This window comes from Parabacteroides caeci, from assembly GCF_023656795.1.
GTDB lineage: Bacteria > Bacteroidota > Bacteroidia > Bacteroidales > Tannerellaceae > Parabacteroides > Parabacteroides segnis.
The window spans coordinates 35,815-58,795 of sequence record NZ_JAMOKT010000019.1; the positions used below are offsets into that span (position 1 = coordinate 35,815).

Genomic DNA, 22,981 nt, shown 5'->3' on the forward strand with positions numbered 1-22,981 from the left:
TCCTTTTATTTATTCTTTGTAATTTCTAAATAGCGAGTAAGTTTTCGCACGGTAGTATGCTCAAAAATGGAAGTCAGGGGGAATTTAATTTGGGATTTATCTGTGATACCTCTCCAAACTTTGACAATGGTCTTGGAATCTATACCAATCTCAAAAAAGTTCGCATCTAAATCAATATCCTTTGTCCCTAATACTTGCGATACTTCATCTATCACAAGATTCTTAAAAGAGGCTTCCTGTTGTGTTGAAGGCTGTGGAGGTGGTTGAACTGTACAACTAACCGTTTCCTTCTCACCATAATTTAATATAGCGGAATAATCCACTTTCCCATTGGAAGTTAGGGGCATATCAGATAGTATGTGCCAATTTGAAGGGCACATATAATTGGGAAGCTCATTCAGAACATATTCTTTTAATATGGCAATGGTATCTTCTTTCCCGTAATCCTGGCTACTATCATCTTCGTGCCTTGGAAGTGACCGAGCATGATCTGTAAAGTCGATTTTACCTGCAATAAACGAATGGATAAGTCGGTAATTTTCGTCAGGTAGATTGAAATCCCTGATGAAATCATAGTTCTTATAACTACCGATCTGACATATCCCTATACCTGTATTTACACCAGTAGTTTCCATCACTTGCGTCATTAACCCGGCTTCAATAAGGCAAAATTCAAATGCTTTTTTCCCATACAAAGGTTCTATCGCATTCAGGTTTGCAACCAAAAAAACGGAGAAGCCTTCCTCCTTATATATTTCCTTATTTTCATTCTCATGATAATCTGTCAATACCGGAAAATAATCAGTAACTTTATTTAGGCTGTGGGATAAGGGATTATAATAGTACAAAACATTATTCTCCAATCCGTTGATGCGATTTCTGTGCTGGCACAAGTAAACCTGTACAGGATATGAACTTCCGGCAGAAGCATATCTGCGTCTTAAAGAGCCATTATGTTCCCAGATACTTATACAGGATAAAAACTCACCGAGTAATGTCAAATCGATTGAAGCATCCAAAAAACGCCTTGACGAAGCCCGCATGACATAATTCTGGTAATACCCATTTTGGGATAGGTTTAAACCGATATTTGTCTTTCCCAAAGCAGATCTACGAATCCCATGCAGGGATAGCTTAAATTTCTTCCGTTCTTCCTTGTCGGTGATAATCCCGGAATCATCGTTAAACTGATGTCCTGTTGGATCGGCAGGTACAATGAAACATTCTAATTTTTCACTTCCTGTACTGTCTTTCTTTTTGACAACGATAGCCCTATTGACTAACTCATGTTTATTCAGAACGCTTTCTATTTCGCCAATTTCAATTCTGAAACCGCCTATTTTAACCTGATGATCTTCGCGGCCTAAAAACTCTATATGGCCTTCAGGTATAAATCGTCCCAAATCACCAGTTCTGTATAACCTGCATTTCTTTATTGGATGCTCAATGAATGCCTGATTGGTCTTTTCTTCATTGTTCCAGTATTCACGTGCCAACCCTATGCCACCGATATAGATATGGCCAGTTACATATTCCGGGCAGTCCTCTAATTGATCGTTTAGCACATACATCTGTTGATTTACCAATGGCATTCCATACGGTATGCTTTTCCAGTGCTTTTCAACCTGGTCAATAGGATAATATATTGACCAAATAGAAGCTTCTGTAGCACCTCCCAAACTGATTATTTCTAAAGAGCGGACAAAAAGCTTTCGTAATAGATTAGGAAGTGCAACAGGTATCCAATCGCCACTCAAAAGACAAAGCCGAAGTGTTGATTCATACATTTCTCTTCCTAAATAGAATGTAAACATCTCCATTAAGGCAGGGACAGAATTCCAGACTGTCACATGGTATTTATCAATAAGAGTTCTCCAATGGTCGGGATTCTTTAGCTGGGTGTGGTCGGGAATCACAATTGCTCCGCCAGCATCCAACAACCCAAAAATATCATAAACAGACAGGTCAAAGCTTAATGAAGACAGAGCTAAAACACGGTCTTTTTCTGTGATAGCAAACTTCCGATTGATATCCCATATCGTATTGTAGGCACTTTCATGTGAAATCACCACACCTTTAGGCGTGCCGGTCGAACCTGATGTATATATTAAATATGCAGGGCATTTTACGTCCCGGCAAGTCTTTGATATTATATCACTTTGACTTTCAGTTAAATAGTCTACCTTGCAGACAACAACAATACGCTCATTCCTTTCTACCTCTTTCGATAACTCTTCGGAAGATATAATCAAAGCGATGTTTGAATCATTCAAGATAAATTCCCGTCTTACAAACGGCAAGTCCGGATCTATACTGACGTAAGCGCAACCAACAATCTGTATGGCTAATGCGGCAGCAACCTGTTCCCAACCCTTGTGCGAATAAATACCTATTCTCGTTTGGGCAGTAATGCCTTTTTCTTCCATAAGCCTTACAATTGTTGCAACTGCATTATGTAGTTCCTTATAAGTAATCAGCCGGTCATTATGGACTATAGCTACATGTCCCGGTTTCTTTTGAACATTAGCCAAAAAACCGGAGAAAAGCATTTGCGGTACAACTTCAACGCTTGTATCATTATATTCCTCACGTAGTTTATACTGCCCATGAGGCAATATGAAATTACTACCCGCTTCTTTCAAATTGGCACTCGTCAACTGCGTAATTTCTGAAAGTAGATAAGCAAACATATCGCTCATCATCTTGCATGGGAATATTTCTTTGATATAATCCCAGGCAAGAATCAGATGACCATTATCTTCAAAGATTTGACAATCTAACCATACTTGTGGTGTTTGGGAATAAGAGTAACTTCTTTTCCCCCATGAATAAGCATAGCTGCCGGACTGGTACTTCTCCGAAGACTTTATTGCATTTGTAAATACAATGGGGGTTAAGTTGCCGGACGGAGAAATCATCCTGGAAATTTCTACGCCGTTAAACTGATGGTAATCCAGATTTTTACTGATTCTATCCTGAATTGCTCTAATCAGTTCATCTATTTTAAGTCCATTGCAATCCAACGATAGTATTTGAGTAGAAGTAAAATCACCCACAATATCATTATAGATTTGATCACAGAATGCACGTCCATCAATCGTTAGGATAATAGAGAATGCAGGTGATTTGCTCCAAAGGGAAAGCGCACGGCAGAAGAATGCCAGAAATAAAGTGGTACTTGTTACATTCATTTCCTGGGCTATCCTTTTCAGCCGCTCGCTTGTTTCCCTATCAAAAAGATGTTCCTGATGAACGATTCTACTGTTCTTTATAAGGGCTGGATCTTGTAAGGTATAAAGTTCAGGAGCTTTGTGAATTGAACCAATTGATTGCTGATAATATTCTTTAGCCCGTAAATAATCAGGACTTTCTTTTCGCTTGGACAGTTCGTGTACATAACTGGCGAAATCGGTCTTCAAAGCGGGTAACTCACTTTCTCTTTCATGATAAAAAAGAAACCAATCTCTCATTAACAGCTGGATGCTCGAAGCATCTGCGATTAGTAAACTGATGCAAAAATGAATAATACGTTTAGCGGGTGCTTCCGATAGACACACTCTGAAAAGTGGTGCCTGGGTTAAATCAAAATATGCAATAGAGTATTCCTGCCTGATTTTATCAAAATCGCAGATTGGGAAAACCGGAATCTCATTTATTAGTTGGTTATCATGCTGAATAACTAAATAACCGTCATCATTGACTGCCGATAACAACAACGGATGACGCTGAACAAGTTTGCGTAACGCTTCAGTTAGCTTATCTACTTTTATTTCATCCAAACATTCTATTTCCACATATATCAAAGCTGAATTACCGGACAAGGTGTATTTCCCTTGTTGAGAAATCCAGTATGAGTGTTGAATATCCGTCAACTCTGTCTGCGTAACGCTGTTTTGTCCTTTGTGCATTAAAGAAATGTCAGTTTCCTGTTTCTGAATAGCCTTTTTACCTTTTAACTGTAAAAGCAACGTTTTAAGAGTAAAACCTTTTTTGAAAAAATCGCTGATAGTGTAGTTTACACCAAAGGTTGTATTTACAAAAGAACAGAATCTTGCAAGAGATAAAGAATCAAAGCCCATTGCAATCAGACTTTTGTTGTGAAAGTCCAAAACGTCATTTGTATCAACTAATTCCGATATCTTTTGTGAAAGGATAACATAATTTTCATCTTCCGAAACGGTTTCATTTTCGCTTACCTTTGAAGATATTTTTTTGAGGTAAAGTTTTACACTATCACTCCTGCTGATTTTTCCCAGATTAGTTCTTGGTAGTGAATTTTGTTCAAGAAAAATAATCTCATAGGGGGAGATTCCCTTAGATTTAACTAAGCACGAGCGAATATTATCTTTTAAAATATCCTTCTGTTCATCCGACTCCAGTACACAAGCATTAACCTCCAATAATAAAATCAGTTTTTCTTCCGAATTGATGAAAGCAGCTATAGCCACAGAAACGGGAATCTCATCCGCATACTCCTGGTGTACAATTTGCTCTATCTCAACCAAATTGTATTTCCTGCCACGGATGATAATAATATCTTTTTCTCTTCCAACGATATATAACTCACTATCCTGAATAAAGCCCAAATCACCGGAATTTAGCCATTCATGGGAATCGTAATCAGAAGATACATACTTTTCGTCTATCTCAATTTTCTGAATTATTTCAGGAGAAAGATAACCTGGGGATAAGATATCACCAGCAATGTGAATATAACCAATTTCTCCTTCTTTACAATCTAAGCCTGATTTCCCATCAACTATCTTTATTTTAGTACGGTCTTTTACGCACCCATTGGATACAATGAGACTTTCATGAGGCACTTTATCAATTGTTTTATAACGACTTTCTGTAGGTTTATAACCACTGATTACTCCGCAAGTTTCGGTCATTCCATATGCCGGGATAATGGAAGCCGGATTGAGATGATAAGGCTTAAAACATTCAATAAAATTGTTCAAATCATTATGATGAACCAGTTCTCCTCCACAAGTGATAGATTTTAGAGTGGATAAATCATAAGGATAATTTTTATTTTCACGTTGGGTTTCGACAAGAAGCTTAAACGCGAAATTGGGAAAACCTAAATGAGTAATTTGGTACTTTGGTATAAGCGTTAGGAAGTAGTGTGTATCTTCCATAAAAAGAGCTGACGGGATCAGATACACCGGAATTCCTTTGTAAATTCCCATCATCATGTGGATAGTCAACCCTAAAACATGTTGTATGGGCGACCATGTCAAGATTCTGGAATCTGGCGAATAGCAAAATATGTCCGTTGCTCTTTCCAAATTGCAGAATATATTCCTATTGGTTATTACCACTCCTTTGGGTACACCGGTTGTTCCGGAAGAAGATAAAATACAAGCAATATCATTATTGTTGTTTTTTTCCTTAAATTCAATGTCAGGTGTTGAACTTAATATATCTTCTACTGCAAAAACATCTGTCAAGTTGCTAAAAGCCGAGGCTTCTGTAAGTTCATGGATAATTTTAGAATCCGATACAATGCACGTTGCCTGTGTCATCTCTAAGATATTCCGCAAATCATTTTTTATATCTTTCCCACTGTTGTAATATACCGGGAATGGGATCTTTCCGCACTGGAGACATCCCCAAAACGCTTTCACTCCGTTGATGGACTGATCAAACAATTGTATAACGATATTGCTTTTTGCATTTTTATCAAGATATGAAGCAATCCTGCTACTTTGAAAATATAATTCTTTATAGGTAATTGTATCAATAATTTCATATCCTTTTCCCAGTAATACAAATGCAGTTTCATTTGGATTCATTCTTGCTTGACTGTCTAAGAATGAAAAAATGGAAACCTTATTTTTATCCTGCGATTTCATTTGTTACATATTTTAATCGGAGATTTTTGTCTTCAATATAATTTTTGCTATTGTCTTTAAAAGAATATTTGAAGTCCCTTCATATATGGCTCCAATCTTAGCATCCCGGTACATCTTTTCTACCGGAGATGTCTTCATATAACCTTCGCCACCTAAAATTTCAATAGCTTTAGAAACTGTGTATTCGGCGACTTCTGATGAGTATAGTTTAGCCATACATGCAAACTTGAAATATCTCATGAAATCACCATTAGCTTTTAATTGAACGGATTTCTCTAAAAGGCCGCGGATTGCCTCGATACGGGTTGCCATTCTCGCAAGTTCAAAGTGAACACCTTGATAATTGGCAATCACTTTACCAAACTGTTTTCTTTCCTGCGAATACTTACTTGCAAAATGAAATGCCCCCTGTGCCAGACCGAGCATTTGTGCCGCAATTCCAACCCTGCCATCCGTAAGAAGTTCCAATATGATGCGTTTTCCAAAACCGACTCCTCCCAATATGTTCTCTTCCGGTACAAAGACATAATCCAATTCCATATCGCAAGTGGAGGAAGCCCGGATTCCCATTTTTTCTGACGGAGCAAGCACCTTCAGATTCGTGGTATCATCAATGATGAATGCAGTTAAATGAGGAATAGAATCTTCTCCAAGAACATTAGCCATCAGGATAAATATTCCCGCTTCCCGTGCATTGGTAGCCCAATGCTTTTTACCGGTAATAAGATACCCATTATGATGTTTTCGAGCTTCACATGACAAAGAGTAGGCATCACTTCCGGCATGATGTTCTGTCAACGAGAATGCACCAACAATATTATTTGCCAGTTTTGGCAAATAATATTGTTTCTGTGCATTTGTACCCCACTTGTTGATTGCTCCAATAACTAAAGTATTATGAACATCAACAAATACAGCAACCCCAGGATCGACTTTTGATATTTCTTCAATTGCGGTTATGGTATGGGCAAAAGAATATCCTAATCCGCCATATTCAACCGGGATTTCAATAGACATGATTTTTGATTCAAATAAGCTTTTAACAAGGCTTTTATCCATTTCAGCTTTCATGTCCATTTCCGAAACAAGTGGTAAGATTTCCTTATTGGAAAACTCTGCAATAGACTTTGCGTATTCAGACAAAGTCGGAAGGTTGCAATTTACATCACCTTCTCTGGGGATATTACTAACTTTTCTCATGTCTGATATTATTTCTAATTGTTATTGATAAGGAGAAAGGATAGATGTGATTTACTTCAGGGACTTTTTTCCTGTTTTTCTTGAATAACCGATGGATTTCCTTACGTGTATAACCTGCAAGAATTACAGGAACATCTCTCCAAATAAATTGAGGGATTAAACGCACCCACCAAACCCGCCTGAAATCCATTATAAAAATAATGCCACCCGGTTTTAAATATTTCTCTAAATTAGAGATGAGTAAAATAGGATCTTTCCAATAATTTAATGAAAAGGAAGAATAAATCATATCAAATTTCTTTTCAGGAAAGTTTATAGCTTCCCCTTTGGAATGTATGTATTCAATTCTATTTCCCAATCCTTGTTTATTTATATATTCCTTTCCAAGTCGAACCATATCAGGAGATATGTCAGTTGCAGTAATTTTTACATTACTTGCCTTCTTTGCTATAATAGAGGCTAAAAATGCACCTCCTGCACCAACTTCAAGAAAGTCACCTTCTTTCTTTAATCCTAATATTATATCTGCTATTGAGCTATATATTTTTGGGAATTTCTGGTGATCCTTAACGTATGAATTTGCGGTAATGCGTTTTTTTCCTATCGAAAATTCACCTTCAAAGGCTTCGCATTTATGGGGTATTCTGCTCATATACTATAATTTTTAATATTATACAGTTTATTTAGTTAGGTATTATTACTCAAATGAAATCAAACTGGCCGGAACACCTACGGTTGTGGTAACGGGACTTGAGGAACACTCGCCTGTTTTCTTATTGTAGGTATAGTACCCCGTCCCATTAGCGCATGTCATTCCGAAGACAATCAAATCGCCATACTTGGCATACGCAAATGACCCCATGCTGGTAGTCAACGGTAATTCTATCTTTTCAATGGTTTTGTTCCAGACGTTAATCTTTACCGGCTGGAAGTTTTTGTCATTGACAAAATCGGGCGGATTACTTGTTTTGGATTGCAACTGGATACAGGCATATATATTCCCGTTTTTATCGTAAAGGTACGGAACCAGTGAAACGGCATTGTCGTCAGGGATTCCTTTAATGGAAGTTGTCGATAATTTGAAATGGTAATCTTTGTCCCATTCTGTTTCACCCTTTTTAATACGCAGGAAGCCGTCTTTCAACGGGTTTACGCCATCCATCCCCGCACTGTAAAAATAGATGTCGCCTTTTTCGTCCGTAAAGGCGCATGAATGGCGGAACATTCCTACCGGACGGGTACGAGAATCTTTAATGACTTTTTCTACCTTCTTTGTTCCCAGATCAATAATGGCGACCTCTGCACCAACACCGGGGACAGAAGAATGGGTGGAGTTCGACTGATTCAATGCCACATAAAGTTTTCCATCGCGAAGAACATTACATCCGGGGTCGGGGTTATTGTCCCCTACTGCGTATGCGGAAAGGTCGATTTCGCCCAATTGTTTCATTTCCGTAGGGTCAATCATGGCAATAGTTCCACGTCCGTTAATCGAAACATACGCCAAATGTTCATCGACAAAAGTGATTTCGCCGGGTTTGGCCCCCTGTGCAAAGGTCATGGTTCCGGCAGGCGAGATATGCCCGTCGCTTCCCCTTACAAACTTGTGTATTTTATCGCCCCAAACGCCTTCAGCCAGAAGAACTATGTTTTTGTAACTGAACGGATAACAACCAAAACCAAACTCGTAGGCATTCTTGTTATCCACGTTCTTTTGGGAAAGGTCGCTGAACGTACCTATATAGGCTGCACTATTGTCTAAATATTGAAGAAACAGGAAGTGATGCTGTCCTTCGTCCGGGTTTGGCTTCGGGTCGTCTTTGTCACAGGACATCAGGCAAACTGTGGCCATCATCACTGCCAGTACGGCAAATGTTTTAAATCTCAACTTGTTCATTTTTGCTATTTATTTTAATTGTTAAACTTAAAGACCTTTTGAAAAGGTATATCGGAATTTTATGTGGAACGACCGTCCCGGCAAGGGTTGGCGGTACTGATCCCAATCTTCTATATCGCCTATGTTATGACATTCCGCAGCAAGGGAATATTTGCCTTTATAGGTGAACAATACGCCTACATCGTTTATCCAACTACGGGGAATACGTCTTTTTTCAAGGTTGGTCATTTCCCAGAAATAGTAATATTCCTCTGTAAACTTGCTATCCCAAAACGCTTTCACATACCAGTTTTTACCCAGCAACTTATTACTGTGATACTCTGCGCCGAAATTGGTAAAGAAGTAAGGAATGTTCGGAAGTTTCATGCCATAGGTCGGATTGGGCGTAGACGAGCCGGGTACATATTTCAAAACGTCTTTTACATTCTGACAGGTAACATTCCCATAAACATATACGGTTGGTGTAACATCTACCTTCAACTCACCTTCAATACCTTTAATCTCAACTTTCTCGGCATTGACATATCCGGCAGAGCGATATTGCTGCATCAGTTTAATCATATCAGTTACTTGCATGTAGTAAGCACTTGTTTCAAACTGAACCCGTTTCATTCCCAGGAAGTTATTCTTGTCAATCAAGAATCCGGCATTGAAATTATGGCTCTTTTCCGGCCGCAGACTGGCAGCGGGGAATATACTAATCCCGTCCCCGAATAATTCCTGCGGATTTGGCAGGCGAATAGCCCGTTGGTAAGATGCCTTTAGATGGACATGGGGAATTACTTCATATTTTATCGCTTCAATCCAACCAAACTCTGTTGCTTTATTCTGTTTTTGCTTCGGCGGTTCCATCATTTCATAGGATGTCAGGTCTTCTATCTTTGAATTCAGATGGAAAACCTTCGCCGAAAGCATGTTGATTAGCCGTTTATTGAAAAAATTAGCTTCCCATGTAAGCCCGGAAATGAAACTGGTCATATTGCTCGGATAACCCCCAATGGTAAACCCTGCATGTTGGCTTGCAATATCGTCTTTCGGTTGCCTTTTGGCATAATGGAAAAGCGTATTGAAGTTCAGGTTATGGTTGGGTGTGAAATGATAATCGAAATTGATACGTTCGTTCAGATCTAAATACTTATCGTCCGTATCATGCGGTACATCGCCTGTTTCGCCCTGACCGTTGGGGCTGGGATAAGAGTTACCCTCGAAATCATAATTCACGCTTGCCGTATCCGTAAAGTTATTCTTCACGTATTGCAACGAAAAATGAGATTCTAAATCCAGCTTTTCGCTAAAGAATCCACGTTTCTTAATCTTATTTTCAAGCATGAATGTTCCGGCATCGTTTTCGGCCTGCTGGATATTCTTCAAAACCCCTTGTATCTCGTTGAAACGGCTGTAATAGCCAAACTCCGTGCTTATTTCATCAAACCACAATTTGGTGAAAGCTAATTTTCCTTTTAGCATATAAGAGCGAAATAGGTCATGATCCCTTTTCACACGCAGGTTTTCCCGTTCGGGCACGTTAAACTCGTAATCATTATCCGAATACGTATAGTAACCACCGAAGCCGAGTAAAATTCCGCTTTTAGGAAGGTTCTTACGGGAAAAAATACTCGCTTTATGGGTATTGAAAGAGCTTATTTCGTAAGAGGCATCCACATAATCGGTCGAAAATTCTTTGGAAACGATATTGATAGCACCACCCAGCCCATCGCATCCGAAGCGTGCCGGGATTATACTTTTATAGACTTCTATCCGGTCAATAATGTCGATAGGTATCTCATCCAGTGAAAAACTTCCGTCATTGGTATTCATGGGCAAGCCATCCCACAATATTTGTACGCGGTTTCCTTCCAAGCCATGCACGATAATACGAGAACTGCTGCCGGTTCCACCGCTTCGTTCGATTTTTAATCCGGTGGTTTTATTTAAAACCGATTCGAGCGAAACGGAACGTCCCTGCAATTCCTTTATGTTGATTACCGAAACAGCTTCCGGTGATTCCCTGATAACCTGCTCTTGCGATTTACCATAGATAACCACCTCCTTCATGTTTAATGCTGAAGGTCGAAGTTTTACGTCATATTTTCCTGATTGGGTCGGAATCGTATCGGAAAAGGTTTCATAGCCAATATAGCTTACCATCAGATGAATCTGTTTAAGATTTCCGATGGAAAGCGTTGCATTCCCCTTTGTATCAGTTGTTGTACCGTTCTTGAAGGTTTCAGCACCGACAGGCTTCCATGCTATATTGGCGTATTCAATCTGAGTTTTTGTTTCGGCATCTGTTACCTGAACCTTGATTGTCTGGGCGGAAACTATAGTGGTGCAGCATAGAGCCAGCAAACATCCAGCGCACTTTCTGCAATCAAATAATCTACACATAATAAATCCATTAACTTTGTACTTTTTTTGTTACTGCAAAGTTACGGCTAATGGAAAGGCTGGTCTGCCCGTAGAACGTAATGCTGTACCCGCGAAACGTATTTCTTTACTTACGGTTATTCAACACACAACAACGGCACTCGTTTTGTGTATTTTCAACAGATGAAAGATAGGCTTTAGGGGTCATTAGAAATGCCTTATTAAAAGCTTCGGAAAAATGGCTCAGATTGGAATACCCAACCTTGTACCCGACCTCCGAAACGGAATATTCGTTGGTCGCAAGTAGATTCCGGGCATATTTCATTTTCTCGTCTATGGCATACTGAATAATGCTTTTGCCGAAAACAGACTTGAAACATTTTTGAAGTTTCGATACGCTCATTCCGGCTGCCTGAGACAAAACGATCATGGAGGGCGGATCAACGAGATTGTCCAGTACCATTTTACGTACCTGGAATAATTGTGCGATATCGGCAGCATGAATCCTGCTTTTTGTTTCATCCAATAATCGCTCGTTTGCTTTTGATAGAAAGGCATTGAACAACCGAAGTATGCTTTCGTAGAGATATAACCGTTCCAGATTATGGGATAAATTGATATTACGCTCGATTTCATGGACGATACACAAAAGCGCAGGGGAAAACGATTCGAAGATGTAAAACGGTTTCTTATCCGTCAGCAAACGGTAAAGGAAGGTGTTTTTATCCTGCATCTGATTTATCAGCCATGCCCTGTTGAATGTCAATGTCAGGTTTGTGATCCACTTGTTAGCCGGGAAAATCCATTGGGTATCAATCTCTGGTGATGGCATAAAAATCCCGTTGTTATTGTGGATTCCGACAGTATATTGTTTATCGTTTACAAACTGTTCGCCTTCGTCCAGATAAAATACAATTGGGATAAGCGGGCGGTTTTGCACACCTTTTCTTTCTACGTTCATAGGTTGATGCACTTTGAATCGCAGATACGAAACAGTCAGCCACTCAAATGGATAATATTGCCTGAAAAAACCTTCTCCCAGCTTGCGGGGGAGTTTTATCTGGTCATCAATGACAGGAGCACCGAATTGTTGGGCTATAACTTCCAGCCATGCCCCTGGTTGAGTGATAGAAGAATATTGAATACTCATATTATGTAATCTTTTTCTAATAGACTACAAAGATACGGGTATCCCAAAAACAATTCAATCCCCAAATCTTGGTATTTTTTACGTTTCAGGGGTAATTCTCGTCTTACTAAAACCAAATTACCCCCGATTCGTTTTCGAATATTTATTCCATGACTATGCGATTTTAGGCGGCAGCAATTTATACAGAACCGGTGTCAATATACGCGATAGCAGCAGGGAACTAATCAACCCTCCAACAATTACCAATGCCAACGGTCTGTATAATGGTGACCCTTGTATAATTAATGGTATCATACTGGCTACGGCCGTCATGGTGGTTAAGAATATCGGGATAAACCGAACTTCTCCGGCAGTAGCCACCGCTGTATCTAACGGCATACCTTCTTTACGCAGGTAGTTCGTATAATCTACCATAAGAATAGAGTTTTTCAATTCGATCCCTACTAATGCAATGAATCCAATTATTGAGATAAACGATAAGGGACTTCCGGTAATGAATAATGCAAGTATGCCCCCCATAAATCCTAACGGAATCACCGAAAGGACTATTAAACAGGATTTAAAACTCTTAAATTCAAGGATCAAAGCTGCTACAAAAGCAAATAGAGTAAACAGAAGGATTGCCCCGAATCCTGAAAACGACCGTTGCTGATTCTCTGTTTCCCCGGCTGCTTTCCAAGTATATCCGGCAGGCAGTTTCAGGGATTGTAACTTAGCTACAACATCTTTGTTTAGTTGGGAATAAAGATACCCTTCCTGCGCATAAGCCGTTACCGTTGTGTATAAGTCTTTATTCAGCCTTGTGATAGAGTTCGGATTTTTCTCAAAGGCAATATCGGCGATGCTTGTTAAGGGAACGGCGTTCCTTTTTGCGGTCGGCACATATATTTTATCGAATATATCCATTTGCTGGAACCTGCCTTTAGGCAGAAGTATATTGATTGGAGATTTTCGTTCCACCCGATCCAACTGTATTTCCCCGGCTTTAGACCCTGTTATCGCCATTCGCACAGCCTTGTCCACATCTTCGTTCCGAACGCCGAGAAGGGATGCTTTCTCCTTATTTATTTCAACTTTCAGCCCTGTGTTGGAAATGGCGATGCTATTGTTTACATACATTGCCGCATCTATGGATTTTATAATTTCCTCCACTTTCAATGAGTATTTCCGCAATGTATCCAGATTGTCCCCAAAAATGCGAATAGCGACAGGTGCTTCCAGCGGCGGCCCTTGTTCAAACTCCAACAACTGGACTTTGGCTTCCGGGATTTTCAGGAATTGCCGCCGTAAGGAATCTATTATGGCGGTTTTGTGTTTTACATCCGCATCTTCGCATTGGACAAATATATTGGCAAAGTTAAGGCGTTCGTCTTGCTGGTACACATTGTAATATACTTGCGGATTTCCTTTACCTACGTTGCTTGTATAATACTTCACCCCCGGTTGATTAGACAGTATATCTTCCACTTTCCGGCAAACTTTATCCGTTTCGTCCAACGAAGCGTTAGGCGCAGTTTCAATATTTACATGAAACTGAGGTTTGTCGGTTTTTGGAAAAAGGGAGAATCCCATACTGCCCGCCACCGAGAATCCAGCAATGGTAATTACGGCAACAATCAGCGTAGCCCATTTCGGATGGCGAAGGGATTTTTCCATAACCTTCCCGTAGCTCCAATGGATTCCCTTGTGTAATCCGCGTAAGAAGATATTTCCTTCGGGATTTACTTTTTCTTTCAGCAGCTTATCCGAAATGAATGGAACGATAGCCAATGAAACGAACAGGGAAGCGGCAACGGCTGTGATTACTGCAAGCGGAAGGGAACGCATAAATTCGCCTGAAACTTCCGGCATAAACAGAATGGGTATAAAAGCAAGGATAATCATGGTGGTTACACCCATCACCGCAAGGGCTATCTGGCCGGTACTTTCTATAATCGCTTTTCTCAAAGGAAGCCCGGAACGTAGAGAACGCTCGATATTCTCGTTGATAACAATCGCATCATCCACTAAAATCCCTAATGCCAGAATCAGTCCGACAATACTGAATTGGTTCAGGCTGCAACCTAATATACTCAACAGGAACACCCCGATTGATAACGACAAGGGAATAGAAATCATAACTACTGCCGTCGAGCGGAATCCCAGCGGCAACAAGGTTATGGAAACCAGCAAAATGGCAATAATGAAATCGTGTAGCAACTGATTAAGCCTGGAAGAAACGCTTTCCGATTGGTCAAAATGTTTATTCAACTCAATGTTGGCCGGCAAAACTTTTGCATAATCATCAATAATGGCTTGTGCCGCGTCAGCTACCGCAAGAATATTATATCCTGCTTTTAAGGATGCTGTAACGAGAACAGCCCTTGTACCGTTCAGCCGGACGATATGCTTTTCTTCTTCATAATCCTTGCTGATATCAGCAATATCTTTCAAACGTATAATCTGCTGGTTGGCAACATGGATTACCGTATTGGCAATTTCTTCTACCGATTCGTAGGTATCGCCTGAATTTACATTGAATGCCGTGTTTCCCGAAACAACATTTCCTGCCGGAAGCGTATAGCTATCCCTTTTTAAAGCAGTGAATACCGAACTGACAGGAATATTATACTCCGAAAGTTTATTGATATTCAACTCTACTTTTACTTCCTGACGAGGATATCCCCACGTTTCTACGGTTTTTATACCGCCCACTTTTTTTAGTCGGTTTTTCAATTCGGTGGAATGGTATTCCAGATCCGCATAGGATGCGGTTTCGGACAACAATGCAATCTGATAGATATTGACATCGGTTGTTCGGGTTCGCTTGATAAGAATTTGTGCGATGTTTTGAGGAAGTTCACCGGAACGCAATCGTTCCATTTCACGTATAATTTCCTGATACTTTTCGTCTCTGTCCGTAGAAAAATCGTACCGAAGCCCGATATACGCCAAGCCGCTTGCAGCTGAGGCTTTAATCTCCTTTATGCCATCCATTTCATAAAAGGCATCCTCTATCGGCTTTATTACCTGATCTTGTAATTCCGTTGGCGTGGCTCCCGGCATGATTACAGCCACGGAATAAATCGGAAAATTCATATCCGGTTCTTCGCCTCTCGGCATGGTCAGCAATGAGTTTATACCCAATATCAACAACCCGGCGATAACGATATAGGTAAACTGCTTTTTCTCTACGAAAAACTGTATAAATGCTTTCATAGGGCCTTATTGTATATTAATGGTTGAGCTTTCAGTTATAAATCCCGCTCCTTCGTTGATAACCTTGTCTATATCCGATAACCCCTGACTGATAAAGGCATTATTATCCTCAATTTTGGCAATGGATACCGGAATTTTCTTTGCCTTATTACCTTCAGGGATATATACCACACCCTTCTTTCCTGCAATTTCGGCAAGGCTGCTTACAGGAATAACTTTATAAGAATGTGATTTGCCGGATTTTATTTCGGCATTGGCGAACATTCCGACAGAGATACGTTCTTTGGCCGGCTCCAACTTTACTTCAACAAGGTATAATCCCGAACTTTGATCTGTCGATAGGGCAAGGTGATGTACGCGCCCGTTGAACTTTTTATCGGAAAAACCGTCAATCGTAATCCCCGCTTTGTCGCCCACCGACAAGGATTGCCAATCAGTAACCGGCACACCAGCTCTTAAAATCAGGCCGTTTCCCGTTTTTGTTGTCACAATAAATACGGGAGAGGCTATACCAATCAGTTCTCCCTCGTTGGCAATCCTTTTTAAAACCACACCGTTATCAGGCGCAATAATCCGCGAATTTGTTTTATTGTATTCCGTAATATCCGAGGCTTGTTTGGCTAATACCCAGGCAGTTTTTGCATTTTGAAACTGTTCCAATGAAATAACACTGTCGGCATACAAGGATTCGGCACGTTGGTAATCCCGTTTTGCTTTATCTTCATTTTCTTTGGCTTGTATGGATTGTGCTTCGATTTCAGTATAATTCAGTTCCGCCAATAGCTGCCCTTTATATACTCCATCACCCTCTTTTACATATATACGGCTGATGATTCCAGCGGTCTTGAAAGATAGTTTCGCCTCTTCAAGTGTAGTCAATGCACCGTGTATTGTTACACTGTTTGCGACTTCCTGTGTCCTGACATCGGCCAACTGAACTGGAATATCATTTATATTTTTAACCATTTCGGCTTGCTTTTGCTTGCAGGACATTACGGATAATGATATCCCTGCAATAATGATAAAATGTATTGTTTTCATTGCGTTTAATAATTATTCAGATTAAAACTTGCGTTAGCCCGTTCCACTTCCGCCTGTTTGATACAGACGTTATACCGGGCGATATTTAACAACACCGAAGTATTGATATATTGGGTTTGGGCGTCCAGCAACTCAATGTATAGTGCTTGTCCCTCTTTGTAGAGCTTCACCATATCCCTGTAATATTTCTCAGCGACATCCATCTGGGACTTTTCGGAATCATAATTGTTCAAGGCGTCCAAGTGGTTATTGATTGCCTGCCGTAATTGCAATTCCAATTGCTCCCGGACATGGTTGGTTTGCGCTTGCGCCGCACCGATATCGGCTTTAGCCGCATTTATCTTATGGATATGCTGCCCACCCAAAGAAAACGTCCATTGTAAAGATACCCCCAGCATATAGTAGCGGGTTTTATCGTTCATTTTCCAGTCAAAGCCCTGTGAGCCCAAATCGAGAAACGCATTCACTTTAGGAAGCATAAATGATTTTGCAAGTCCTTTATTCAATTGTGTTATATCGGATGCCAACAAGAGTTTTTGCATTTCTTCCCTGTCCTCAACAGAAATATTTGAGCTGCCGTTCGACAGGATTATTTCGGGTTCTTCTATCTCTATTTCTGTTTCAAAAGGCTTGTTTAACAGAAAATTGAAATACGATTGGCTGTTTTTTTGAGCCTGCAATGCCGAAAATAAAGCGGCTTCGGCTCTTGTCACTTCGTTTTCGCTTCTTAAAACAGTTGTGTTGTTTGTTTTTCCGTTCTTTAAAAGCGATTGATTGATCCTGAAACTTTCGCCTGCCACTTTCACTGCGTTTTCCCTTATTTCAACAGTCTTTGACGATTGGCAATACTGATAATATGCTTTCTTAATCTCTTTAACCAATTCCCGCTTATACAAAAGGATTTCCGTTTCCTGCATATCCGCTGTTGTCCGCTTTATTTTCCGGTTGTACAACAGTTCCGCATTGAATACAGGCATATCCAATCGTATCTTTGCATCATAATAGTTGTCGGGATTCAGTTGTATCGCCATATTTTCCAAAGAAGGAAAAGATTGACTTCCCGTAAGTTCATTAAGGGAATTGTAAATCGGATTGAGTAGGTCGCCGACAGGAAAATCTACGGTACGGCCTCCGTCTGCCTTGTTATAAGAGCCGCTAACGATCAATTTCGGGAAGAAAAGCGACTGCGCTTCTTTAAGGGCATACAGGTTCTTCTTCAACAAGAAGGTCTGCTGCTTTATACTTTCGTTATTATCAAGCCCTTCCCGGATGTACTTGTCTATAACGCTTTGCGCATGGATTGGGACAAAACAACATAGTCCCAAGAGTAATAAACAATATTTCTTCATATGCTTTACACTTGATTTTATTCAACTGCAAAGTTCCCGATTGGGCATCAGAAAAAATAACCGCAAATAACAGGAAACTACCCGTAAAACATCAATAAACTTTTACCCGTCACCGTATGATAAATCCTATTTATACGGAAAATAATAACACAGAACAGTTAGGCTGTTATTCGTGAATATTTTACGTTTCAGGGATATAAATATGAGATTTAGGGTTAAAATATCTCGGTTTATTCGCGGATATTTGTAAACTATAAATTGGTGTTTGATGTCAAATCGGTTATCCACATAATCAATCTGTCTATATGAAGGAATTTGTATACATCTTACAAAAGGAAATAAAAGTTCGTTTGCAGAAAAATGAAGCGAAAGAGACGGATATGCTTAAAAAATCTTTGGAAAATTCGCGTGTCCTCGGAGAAGCGTTCGACCGGTTGAAAGAGTTCATTATCAATTACCGTTTCGCGGACGAGGCGGAGGAAATCTTATTTTTCAAGGAGATCAAGCCGAAGATCTTCTGCCACCTGATCTATTACCGCAAGGTCTATAACATCGAGATGAACCGTCCTGTGGCCAGCTTGGATGCGCAAAGGGTGTACCTGAAAAATAAACTCGATGCCATCCAGGAATACAACAATAAGATACTGGATTTTTATCGTTACTACCGTTCTTGTGCCGACTATCTGGATGCCGCCTACTTCGTGCGTGGCAAGCCCGACATGGAGCAATACCTGGAAACGTTCTACTACGAGCGTGATCCGCAGTTTTCGACCAACTGCGATTTCAAGGTCGCCCGTATCCTGGCCAACGACATGTTGCAGGCTTACCTACTTTCAGAACTGGAAGAACTGGACAATAGTCAGCATAACGTTTCTTCCGGGGCCTTCCCGAAGATTAAACTGACATGGACGGGCAGCAAAACCGATCTGATCGAACTGATCTATGCGTTGGATACCGTAGGATGTTTCAATGGAGGTAAAGTACCGCTTAATCAGATTACCGCCTATTTTGTAAACATATTCAACATCGACTTGGGTAACAACATCGCCCGTAACTTCTACGACATGCGCATCCGCCAACAGCCTACGCCGTTTCTCGACCGTTTGCGGGAAGAAATCCTCAAACGGATGGAAAACACAAAGCCCGGCAAGAAAAAGGATGATGATGAATAACTTAAAAAATGCAGATTTATGAAAAGGATTTTATTATTACCATTGGTAGCCTTGTTGTTTTCCTGTGGAGGTACGACAGGCAAGTATGAAAAACTGATTGCCGATGTAGTACAGACAGACGGCAAGGGTACAAAATACGACCTTAATTTTAAGGCTGATAATCTGGAAGAGATCCGGCAGATTACCGTTGCCGACAGCATTCAGATTATTGCCGATGCTTTTAATGCCGACAAGGACAAAAAAAGAGCGCAACTCCAGCAATCCCTTACCCGCAATCAGGAAAGTCTGGACAAAGAAAAGAACAGCCGTTATCCGGGAAAAACCATGATGACTTTCTATCAAAAAAATGTAGACCGCTACACTCACCTGATAGATTCGCTGGAGCAGACCGCTCCGGCGAAAACCGCCCGATACGAAAGCCGGGACAACAACGAAATACTGGCGGTAGTCGTCCGCTGCACCTATACCATCGACGAACCGCTGACCAACAAAAGAGCCACCGAAACATTCGATTTCGTCCTCTCTCCAGACGGTACAAAATGTTATTCCCAGAAAAGAGTAAAAGAATAACGCTATACCCAATTTAGTATTCCTGTCCGTATATCGCTTTTAAGGCGAATACGGACTTTTTTTTGTGCTTCTGAATTTTTAAAGGAACAGGATACAATTTGCTTGTATTGTAAGTCGCTGTATTTCAATATATAACATCGCGCTGAATACATTCTATACTAAATCCAGTAGAAATTACCGCCCGGAAATTTTATGCCTTTTTTAATGAAAAGTTACTGATAATGAACCGGATATAAAATAATTCAAAAATAGTGTACCCAACTTGTGAATACACCCCGGTAAACCTTGCCACCTTTGCAAAACAGAATTTATAATCTCAGTAATATGGAAACAATAACAATCGAATCGCAAGCCTGGCAACAGCTTATGGCAAAAATTGACCGGATAGAGCGCTTTATTATCGACAGTGCCAAAGATAAATCCGAACCGGATAACCTTTGGCTGGATAAAGATACGGTATGCGCCTATCTCAAAGTAAGTAAACGCACCCTGCAACGCTACCGCAGCAACGGAGTGATTGCCTATTCCATGATCGGCCGCAAAACCTATTACAGCGTGGCAGCGGTCAAAGAACTGCTGAAGGATAAAAACATCCGGCGGGATAAGCCCTCACTGGAGGAACTTGCCGATAAAGGTCGTATTCAAAATCAGTAGCATCGGCGTATGTTTATCGACAAAGAACATTTCGAGGGCTGGATGCACCGCATCATGGAGCGATTCGACAAGTTGGAGAAACTCCACGCAGCCACTCCGGTCAAAGAACGGCCGCTGTTGCCCGACGGTGATATGCTGCTGGATAATTACGACCTGTGCCAGATGCTCAATGTCAGCAAACGCACCTTGCAGCGTTACCGTTCCTCCGGGGAACTGCCTTTCCAGATGATCTACCATAAGACCTACTATAAGGAATCGGACGTAGTTCGTTTTATTGAAACCCATTTCAGTAAATTCAGGAACATGAAGAAAAAGAAATAATCCATGTTTTGCTTTTCTTTTTGCTTTTCCACTCCGCCCCGTTGTGATAACGCGGCGGTTTTTTTATAGCTGTTTATGCCAAAAGCAGCCACTTCCCTTCCTGAAACTGCTATACAATTAATTATCAATCAATTAGACTTTTCTGCTGCGTATTTTCGCTTTTCAAACTCCTAAAAGCGATTATAATATGCAACAAGAAGATGATCTCCGGGGCCTGGCCAAAGTCATGGACTTTATGCGTGCCCTCAGTATTTTATTTGTAGTAATCAATATCTACTGGTACTGTTACCAGCAGATCGAGGCGTGGGGTATCAATGTCGGCGTAATCGACAGGATACTCCTTAATTTCGACCGCACGGCAGGGCTGTTCCACAACATACTTTGGACAAAACTTTTTGCCGTTGTATTTCTTGCCCTTTCCTGTCTGGGAACAAAGGGGGTAAAAGAGGAAAAGATCACCTGGAGGAAAATTATCATTTCACTCTCCGTCGGCTTTATCCTCTTTTTCTTTAACTGGTGGTTGCTCTATCTGCCCCTGCCTATGGATGCCAACGCTGGCTTTTATATCCTGACCATGTCGGCCGGTTATATCTGCCTGCTGATGGGCGGGGTATGGATGTCGCGCCTGTTGAAGAATAATATGATGGACGACGTTTTCAATGTCGAAAACGAATCGTTCCAGCAGGAAACACGCCGGATAGATAACGAATATTCGGTCAATCTGCCTACCCGGTTCTACTACAAAAAGAAATGGAACGATGGCTGGATTTCAGTCGTAGCGCCGCAGAGAGCGGCCATCGTTTTGGGCGTACCGGGCAGCGGCAAGAGTTTCGCCGTCGTAAACCAATTCATCAAACAGCAGATTGAAAAGGGATTTGCCATGTACGTGTACGACTTCAAATTTCCCGACCTGAGCGAGATAGCCTATAACCACCTTTTGAACAACCAAAACGGGTATAAAAAGGTACCGACTTTCTATGTAATCAACTTTGACGACCCGGCCCGGTCGCACCGGTGTAATCCCATCAATCCGGCCTTTATGACCGATATATCCGACGCCTACGAAAGCGCCTATACCATAATGCTCAACCTCAATAAAACCTGGGTGCAAAAACAAGGCGATTTTTTCGTGGAATCCCCCATAATCCTTTTGGCGTCAATTATCTGGTATCTCCGCATCTATCAGGGTGGAAAATACTGTACGTTCCCTCATGCCATAGAATTTCTGAACAAACGGTACGAAGATATTTTCCCCATTCTCACCTCATACCCGGAGCTGGAAAACTATCTCAGTCCCTTTATGGATGCGTGGCTCGGTGGCGCTCAAGATCAGCTCCAGGGCCAGATAGCGTCAGCGAAAATTCCCCTTTCCCGCATGATTTCCCCGCAACTTTACTGGATTATGTCCGGGGATGAATTTACGCTCGATATTAACAATCCGGACGAGCCGAAGGTGCTGGTAGTAGGCAACAACCCGGACAGGCAGAATATCTACGGGGCAGCGCTGGGCCTTTATAATAGCCGTATCGTAAAACTTATCAATAAGAAGGGCCAGCTTAAAAGTAGTGTCATTATCGACGAGTTACCGACCATCTATTTCAAAGGTCTGGATAACTTAATTGCCACTGCCCGGAGTAATAAAGTATGCGTCCTACTCGGTTTTCAGGACTTTTCGCAACTTAAACGCGACTACGGAGATAAAGAAGCCGCTGTGGTAATGAACACGGTCGGCAATATATTCTCCGGTCAGGTAGTAGGCGATACCGCCAAAATGCTTTCCGAACGCTTCGGAAAGGTTTTGCAGAAACGCCAGTCTATGACCATCAACCGGAACGACAAAAGCACATCCATATCCACCCAGCTCGACAGCCTGATCCCTGCCAGTAAAATCGCCACACTCACGCAGGGTATGTTCGTGGGAGCCATCGCCGATAACTTCGACGAACGCATCGAGCAGAAGATTTTCCATTGCGAAATCGTAGTGGATACTGCGAAGGTGGCGGCTGAAACTAAAGCCTACCGGAAGATTCCCGTAATCACCAATTTTGTGGACGAGGATGGGGTTGATCGGATGAAGGAAATGATTCAGGAAAATTACGACCGCATTAAGGCCGAAACCCGGCAGATCGTCGAGGACGAACTGGAAAGGATCAAGAACGATCCGGTGCTTTGCCACCTGTTGCCGGAGCAGTAATAAAAAAACG

14 protein-coding genes are annotated in these 22,981 nt (G+C 41.1%); 5 read left to right on the forward strand and 9 right to left on the reverse strand.

The genetic code is table 11. From position 1 onward, the window contains the following. Positions 1-5: 5 nt before the first annotated feature. From NBH15_RS11520 to NBH15_RS11560, 9 genes are all read right to left on the reverse strand, one after another. Positions 6-5,858 (reverse strand): non-ribosomal peptide synthetase, encoded by a 5,853-nt coding sequence (locus NBH15_RS11520; protein ID WP_250822714.1) that lies wholly within the window; start codon positions 5,856-5,858, stop codon positions 6-8. Positions 5,859-5,870: 12 nt separating this feature from the next. Next, entirely contained in the window at positions 5,871-7,058 is a 1,188-nt protein-coding gene (locus NBH15_RS11525; protein ID WP_221656180.1) for an acyl-CoA dehydrogenase family protein, read from the reverse strand. Next, positions 7,045-7,710: a class I SAM-dependent methyltransferase gene (locus NBH15_RS11530; protein ID WP_221656179.1), complete on the reverse strand. Its 666-nt coding sequence runs from the start codon at positions 7,708-7,710 to the stop codon at positions 7,045-7,047. The genes NBH15_RS11525 and NBH15_RS11530 overlap by 14 nt, the downstream gene beginning before the upstream one ends. A gap of 45 nt (positions 7,711-7,755) precedes the next feature. After that, complete coding sequence (locus NBH15_RS11535; protein WP_221656178.1) at positions 7,756-8,955, reverse strand: YncE family protein; 1,200 nt, start codon at positions 8,953-8,955, stop codon at positions 7,756-7,758. A 27-nt stretch (positions 8,956-8,982) separates the two neighbouring features. Next, on the reverse strand, positions 8,983-11,343 hold the full coding sequence (locus tag NBH15_RS11540) for a TonB-dependent receptor (protein WP_221656177.1): 2,361 nt from the start codon (positions 11,341-11,343) through the stop codon (positions 8,983-8,985). 106 nt (positions 11,344-11,449) lie between these two features. Then, entirely contained in the window at positions 11,450-12,472 is a 1,023-nt protein-coding gene (locus NBH15_RS11545; protein ID WP_221656176.1) for a helix-turn-helix domain-containing protein, read from the reverse strand. A 153-nt stretch (positions 12,473-12,625) separates the two neighbouring features. Beyond that, entirely contained in the window at positions 12,626-15,670 is a 3,045-nt protein-coding gene (locus tag NBH15_RS11550; protein WP_221656175.1) for an efflux RND transporter permease subunit, read from the reverse strand. A 6-nt stretch (positions 15,671-15,676) separates the two neighbouring features. After that, a complete protein-coding gene (locus NBH15_RS11555; protein WP_221656174.1) occupies positions 15,677-16,711 on the reverse strand; it encodes an efflux RND transporter periplasmic adaptor subunit in 1,035 nt (344 codons plus the stop codon). A 5-nt stretch (positions 16,712-16,716) separates the two neighbouring features. Further along, positions 16,717-18,060, reverse strand: coding sequence for a TolC family protein (locus NBH15_RS11560; RefSeq protein WP_249388342.1), 1,344 nt, complete (start codon positions 18,058-18,060; stop codon positions 16,717-16,719). A gap of 305 nt (positions 18,061-18,365) precedes the next feature. Here NBH15_RS11560 and NBH15_RS11565 point away from each other — a divergent pair, with 305 nt between their 5' ends. From NBH15_RS11565 to mobC, 5 genes are all read left to right on the forward strand, one after another. Beyond that, on the forward strand, positions 18,366-19,232 hold the full coding sequence (locus NBH15_RS11565) for an RteC domain-containing protein (RefSeq protein ID WP_221656172.1): 867 nt from the start codon (positions 18,366-18,368) through the stop codon (positions 19,230-19,232). Positions 19,233-19,250: 18 nt separating this feature from the next. Next, positions 19,251-19,802, forward strand: a complete 552-nt coding sequence (locus NBH15_RS11570) for a hypothetical protein (RefSeq protein ID WP_221656171.1) — start codon at positions 19,251-19,253, stop codon at positions 19,800-19,802. 324 nt (positions 19,803-20,126) lie between these two features. Next, a complete protein-coding gene (locus tag NBH15_RS11575) occupies positions 20,127-20,456 on the forward strand; it encodes a helix-turn-helix domain-containing protein (RefSeq protein WP_221656170.1) in 330 nt (109 codons plus the stop codon). Between the two features lie 9 nt (positions 20,457-20,465). Then, the gene (locus tag NBH15_RS11580; RefSeq protein ID WP_221656169.1) at positions 20,466-20,777 is read left to right on the forward strand and encodes a helix-turn-helix domain-containing protein; all 312 of its coding nucleotides are present in this window, start codon (positions 20,466-20,468) and stop codon (positions 20,775-20,777) included. A gap of 187 nt (positions 20,778-20,964) precedes the next feature. Then, positions 20,965-22,971, forward strand: a complete 2,007-nt coding sequence (mobC, locus tag NBH15_RS11585; protein ID WP_221656168.1) for a conjugal transfer protein MobC — start codon at positions 20,965-20,967, stop codon at positions 22,969-22,971. Positions 22,972-22,981: the final 10 nt, after the last annotated feature.

Coding starts and splice junctions, on each gene's coding strand:
- NBH15_RS11520 (WP_250822714.1), bottom strand. CDS start 5,858: ATGAAATCGCAGGATAAAAATAAGGTTTCCATTTTTTCATTCTTAGAC.
- NBH15_RS11525 (WP_221656180.1), bottom strand. CDS start 7,058: ATGAGAAAAGTTAGTAATATCCCCAGAGAAGGTGATGTAAATTGCAAC.
- NBH15_RS11530 (WP_221656179.1), bottom strand. CDS start 7,710: ATGAGCAGAATACCCCATAAATGCGAAGCCTTTGAAGGTGAATTTTCG.
- NBH15_RS11535 (WP_221656178.1), bottom strand. CDS start 8,955: ATGAACAAGTTGAGATTTAAAACATTTGCCGTACTGGCAGTGATGATG.
- NBH15_RS11540 (WP_221656177.1), bottom strand. CDS start 11,343: ATGTGTAGATTATTTGATTGCAGAAAGTGCGCTGGATGTTTGCTGGCT.
- NBH15_RS11545 (WP_221656176.1), bottom strand. CDS start 12,472: ATGAGTATTCAATATTCTTCTATCACTCAACCAGGGGCATGGCTGGAA.
- NBH15_RS11550 (WP_221656175.1), bottom strand. CDS start 15,670: ATGAAAGCATTTATACAGTTTTTCGTAGAGAAAAAGCAGTTTACCTAT.
- NBH15_RS11555 (WP_221656174.1), bottom strand. CDS start 16,711: ATGAAAACAATACATTTTATCATTATTGCAGGGATATCATTATCCGTA.
- NBH15_RS11560 (WP_249388342.1), bottom strand. CDS start 18,060: ATGAAGAAATATTGTTTATTACTCTTGGGACTATGTTGTTTTGTCCCA.
- NBH15_RS11565 (WP_221656172.1), top strand. CDS start 18,366: ATGAAGGAATTTGTATACATCTTACAAAAGGAAATAAAAGTTCGTTTG.
- NBH15_RS11570 (WP_221656171.1), top strand. CDS start 19,251: ATGAAAAGGATTTTATTATTACCATTGGTAGCCTTGTTGTTTTCCTGT.
- NBH15_RS11575 (WP_221656170.1), top strand. CDS start 20,127: ATGGAAACAATAACAATCGAATCGCAAGCCTGGCAACAGCTTATGGCA.
- NBH15_RS11580 (WP_221656169.1), top strand. CDS start 20,466: ATGTTTATCGACAAAGAACATTTCGAGGGCTGGATGCACCGCATCATG.
- mobC (WP_221656168.1), top strand. CDS start 20,965: ATGCAACAAGAAGATGATCTCCGGGGCCTGGCCAAAGTCATGGACTTT.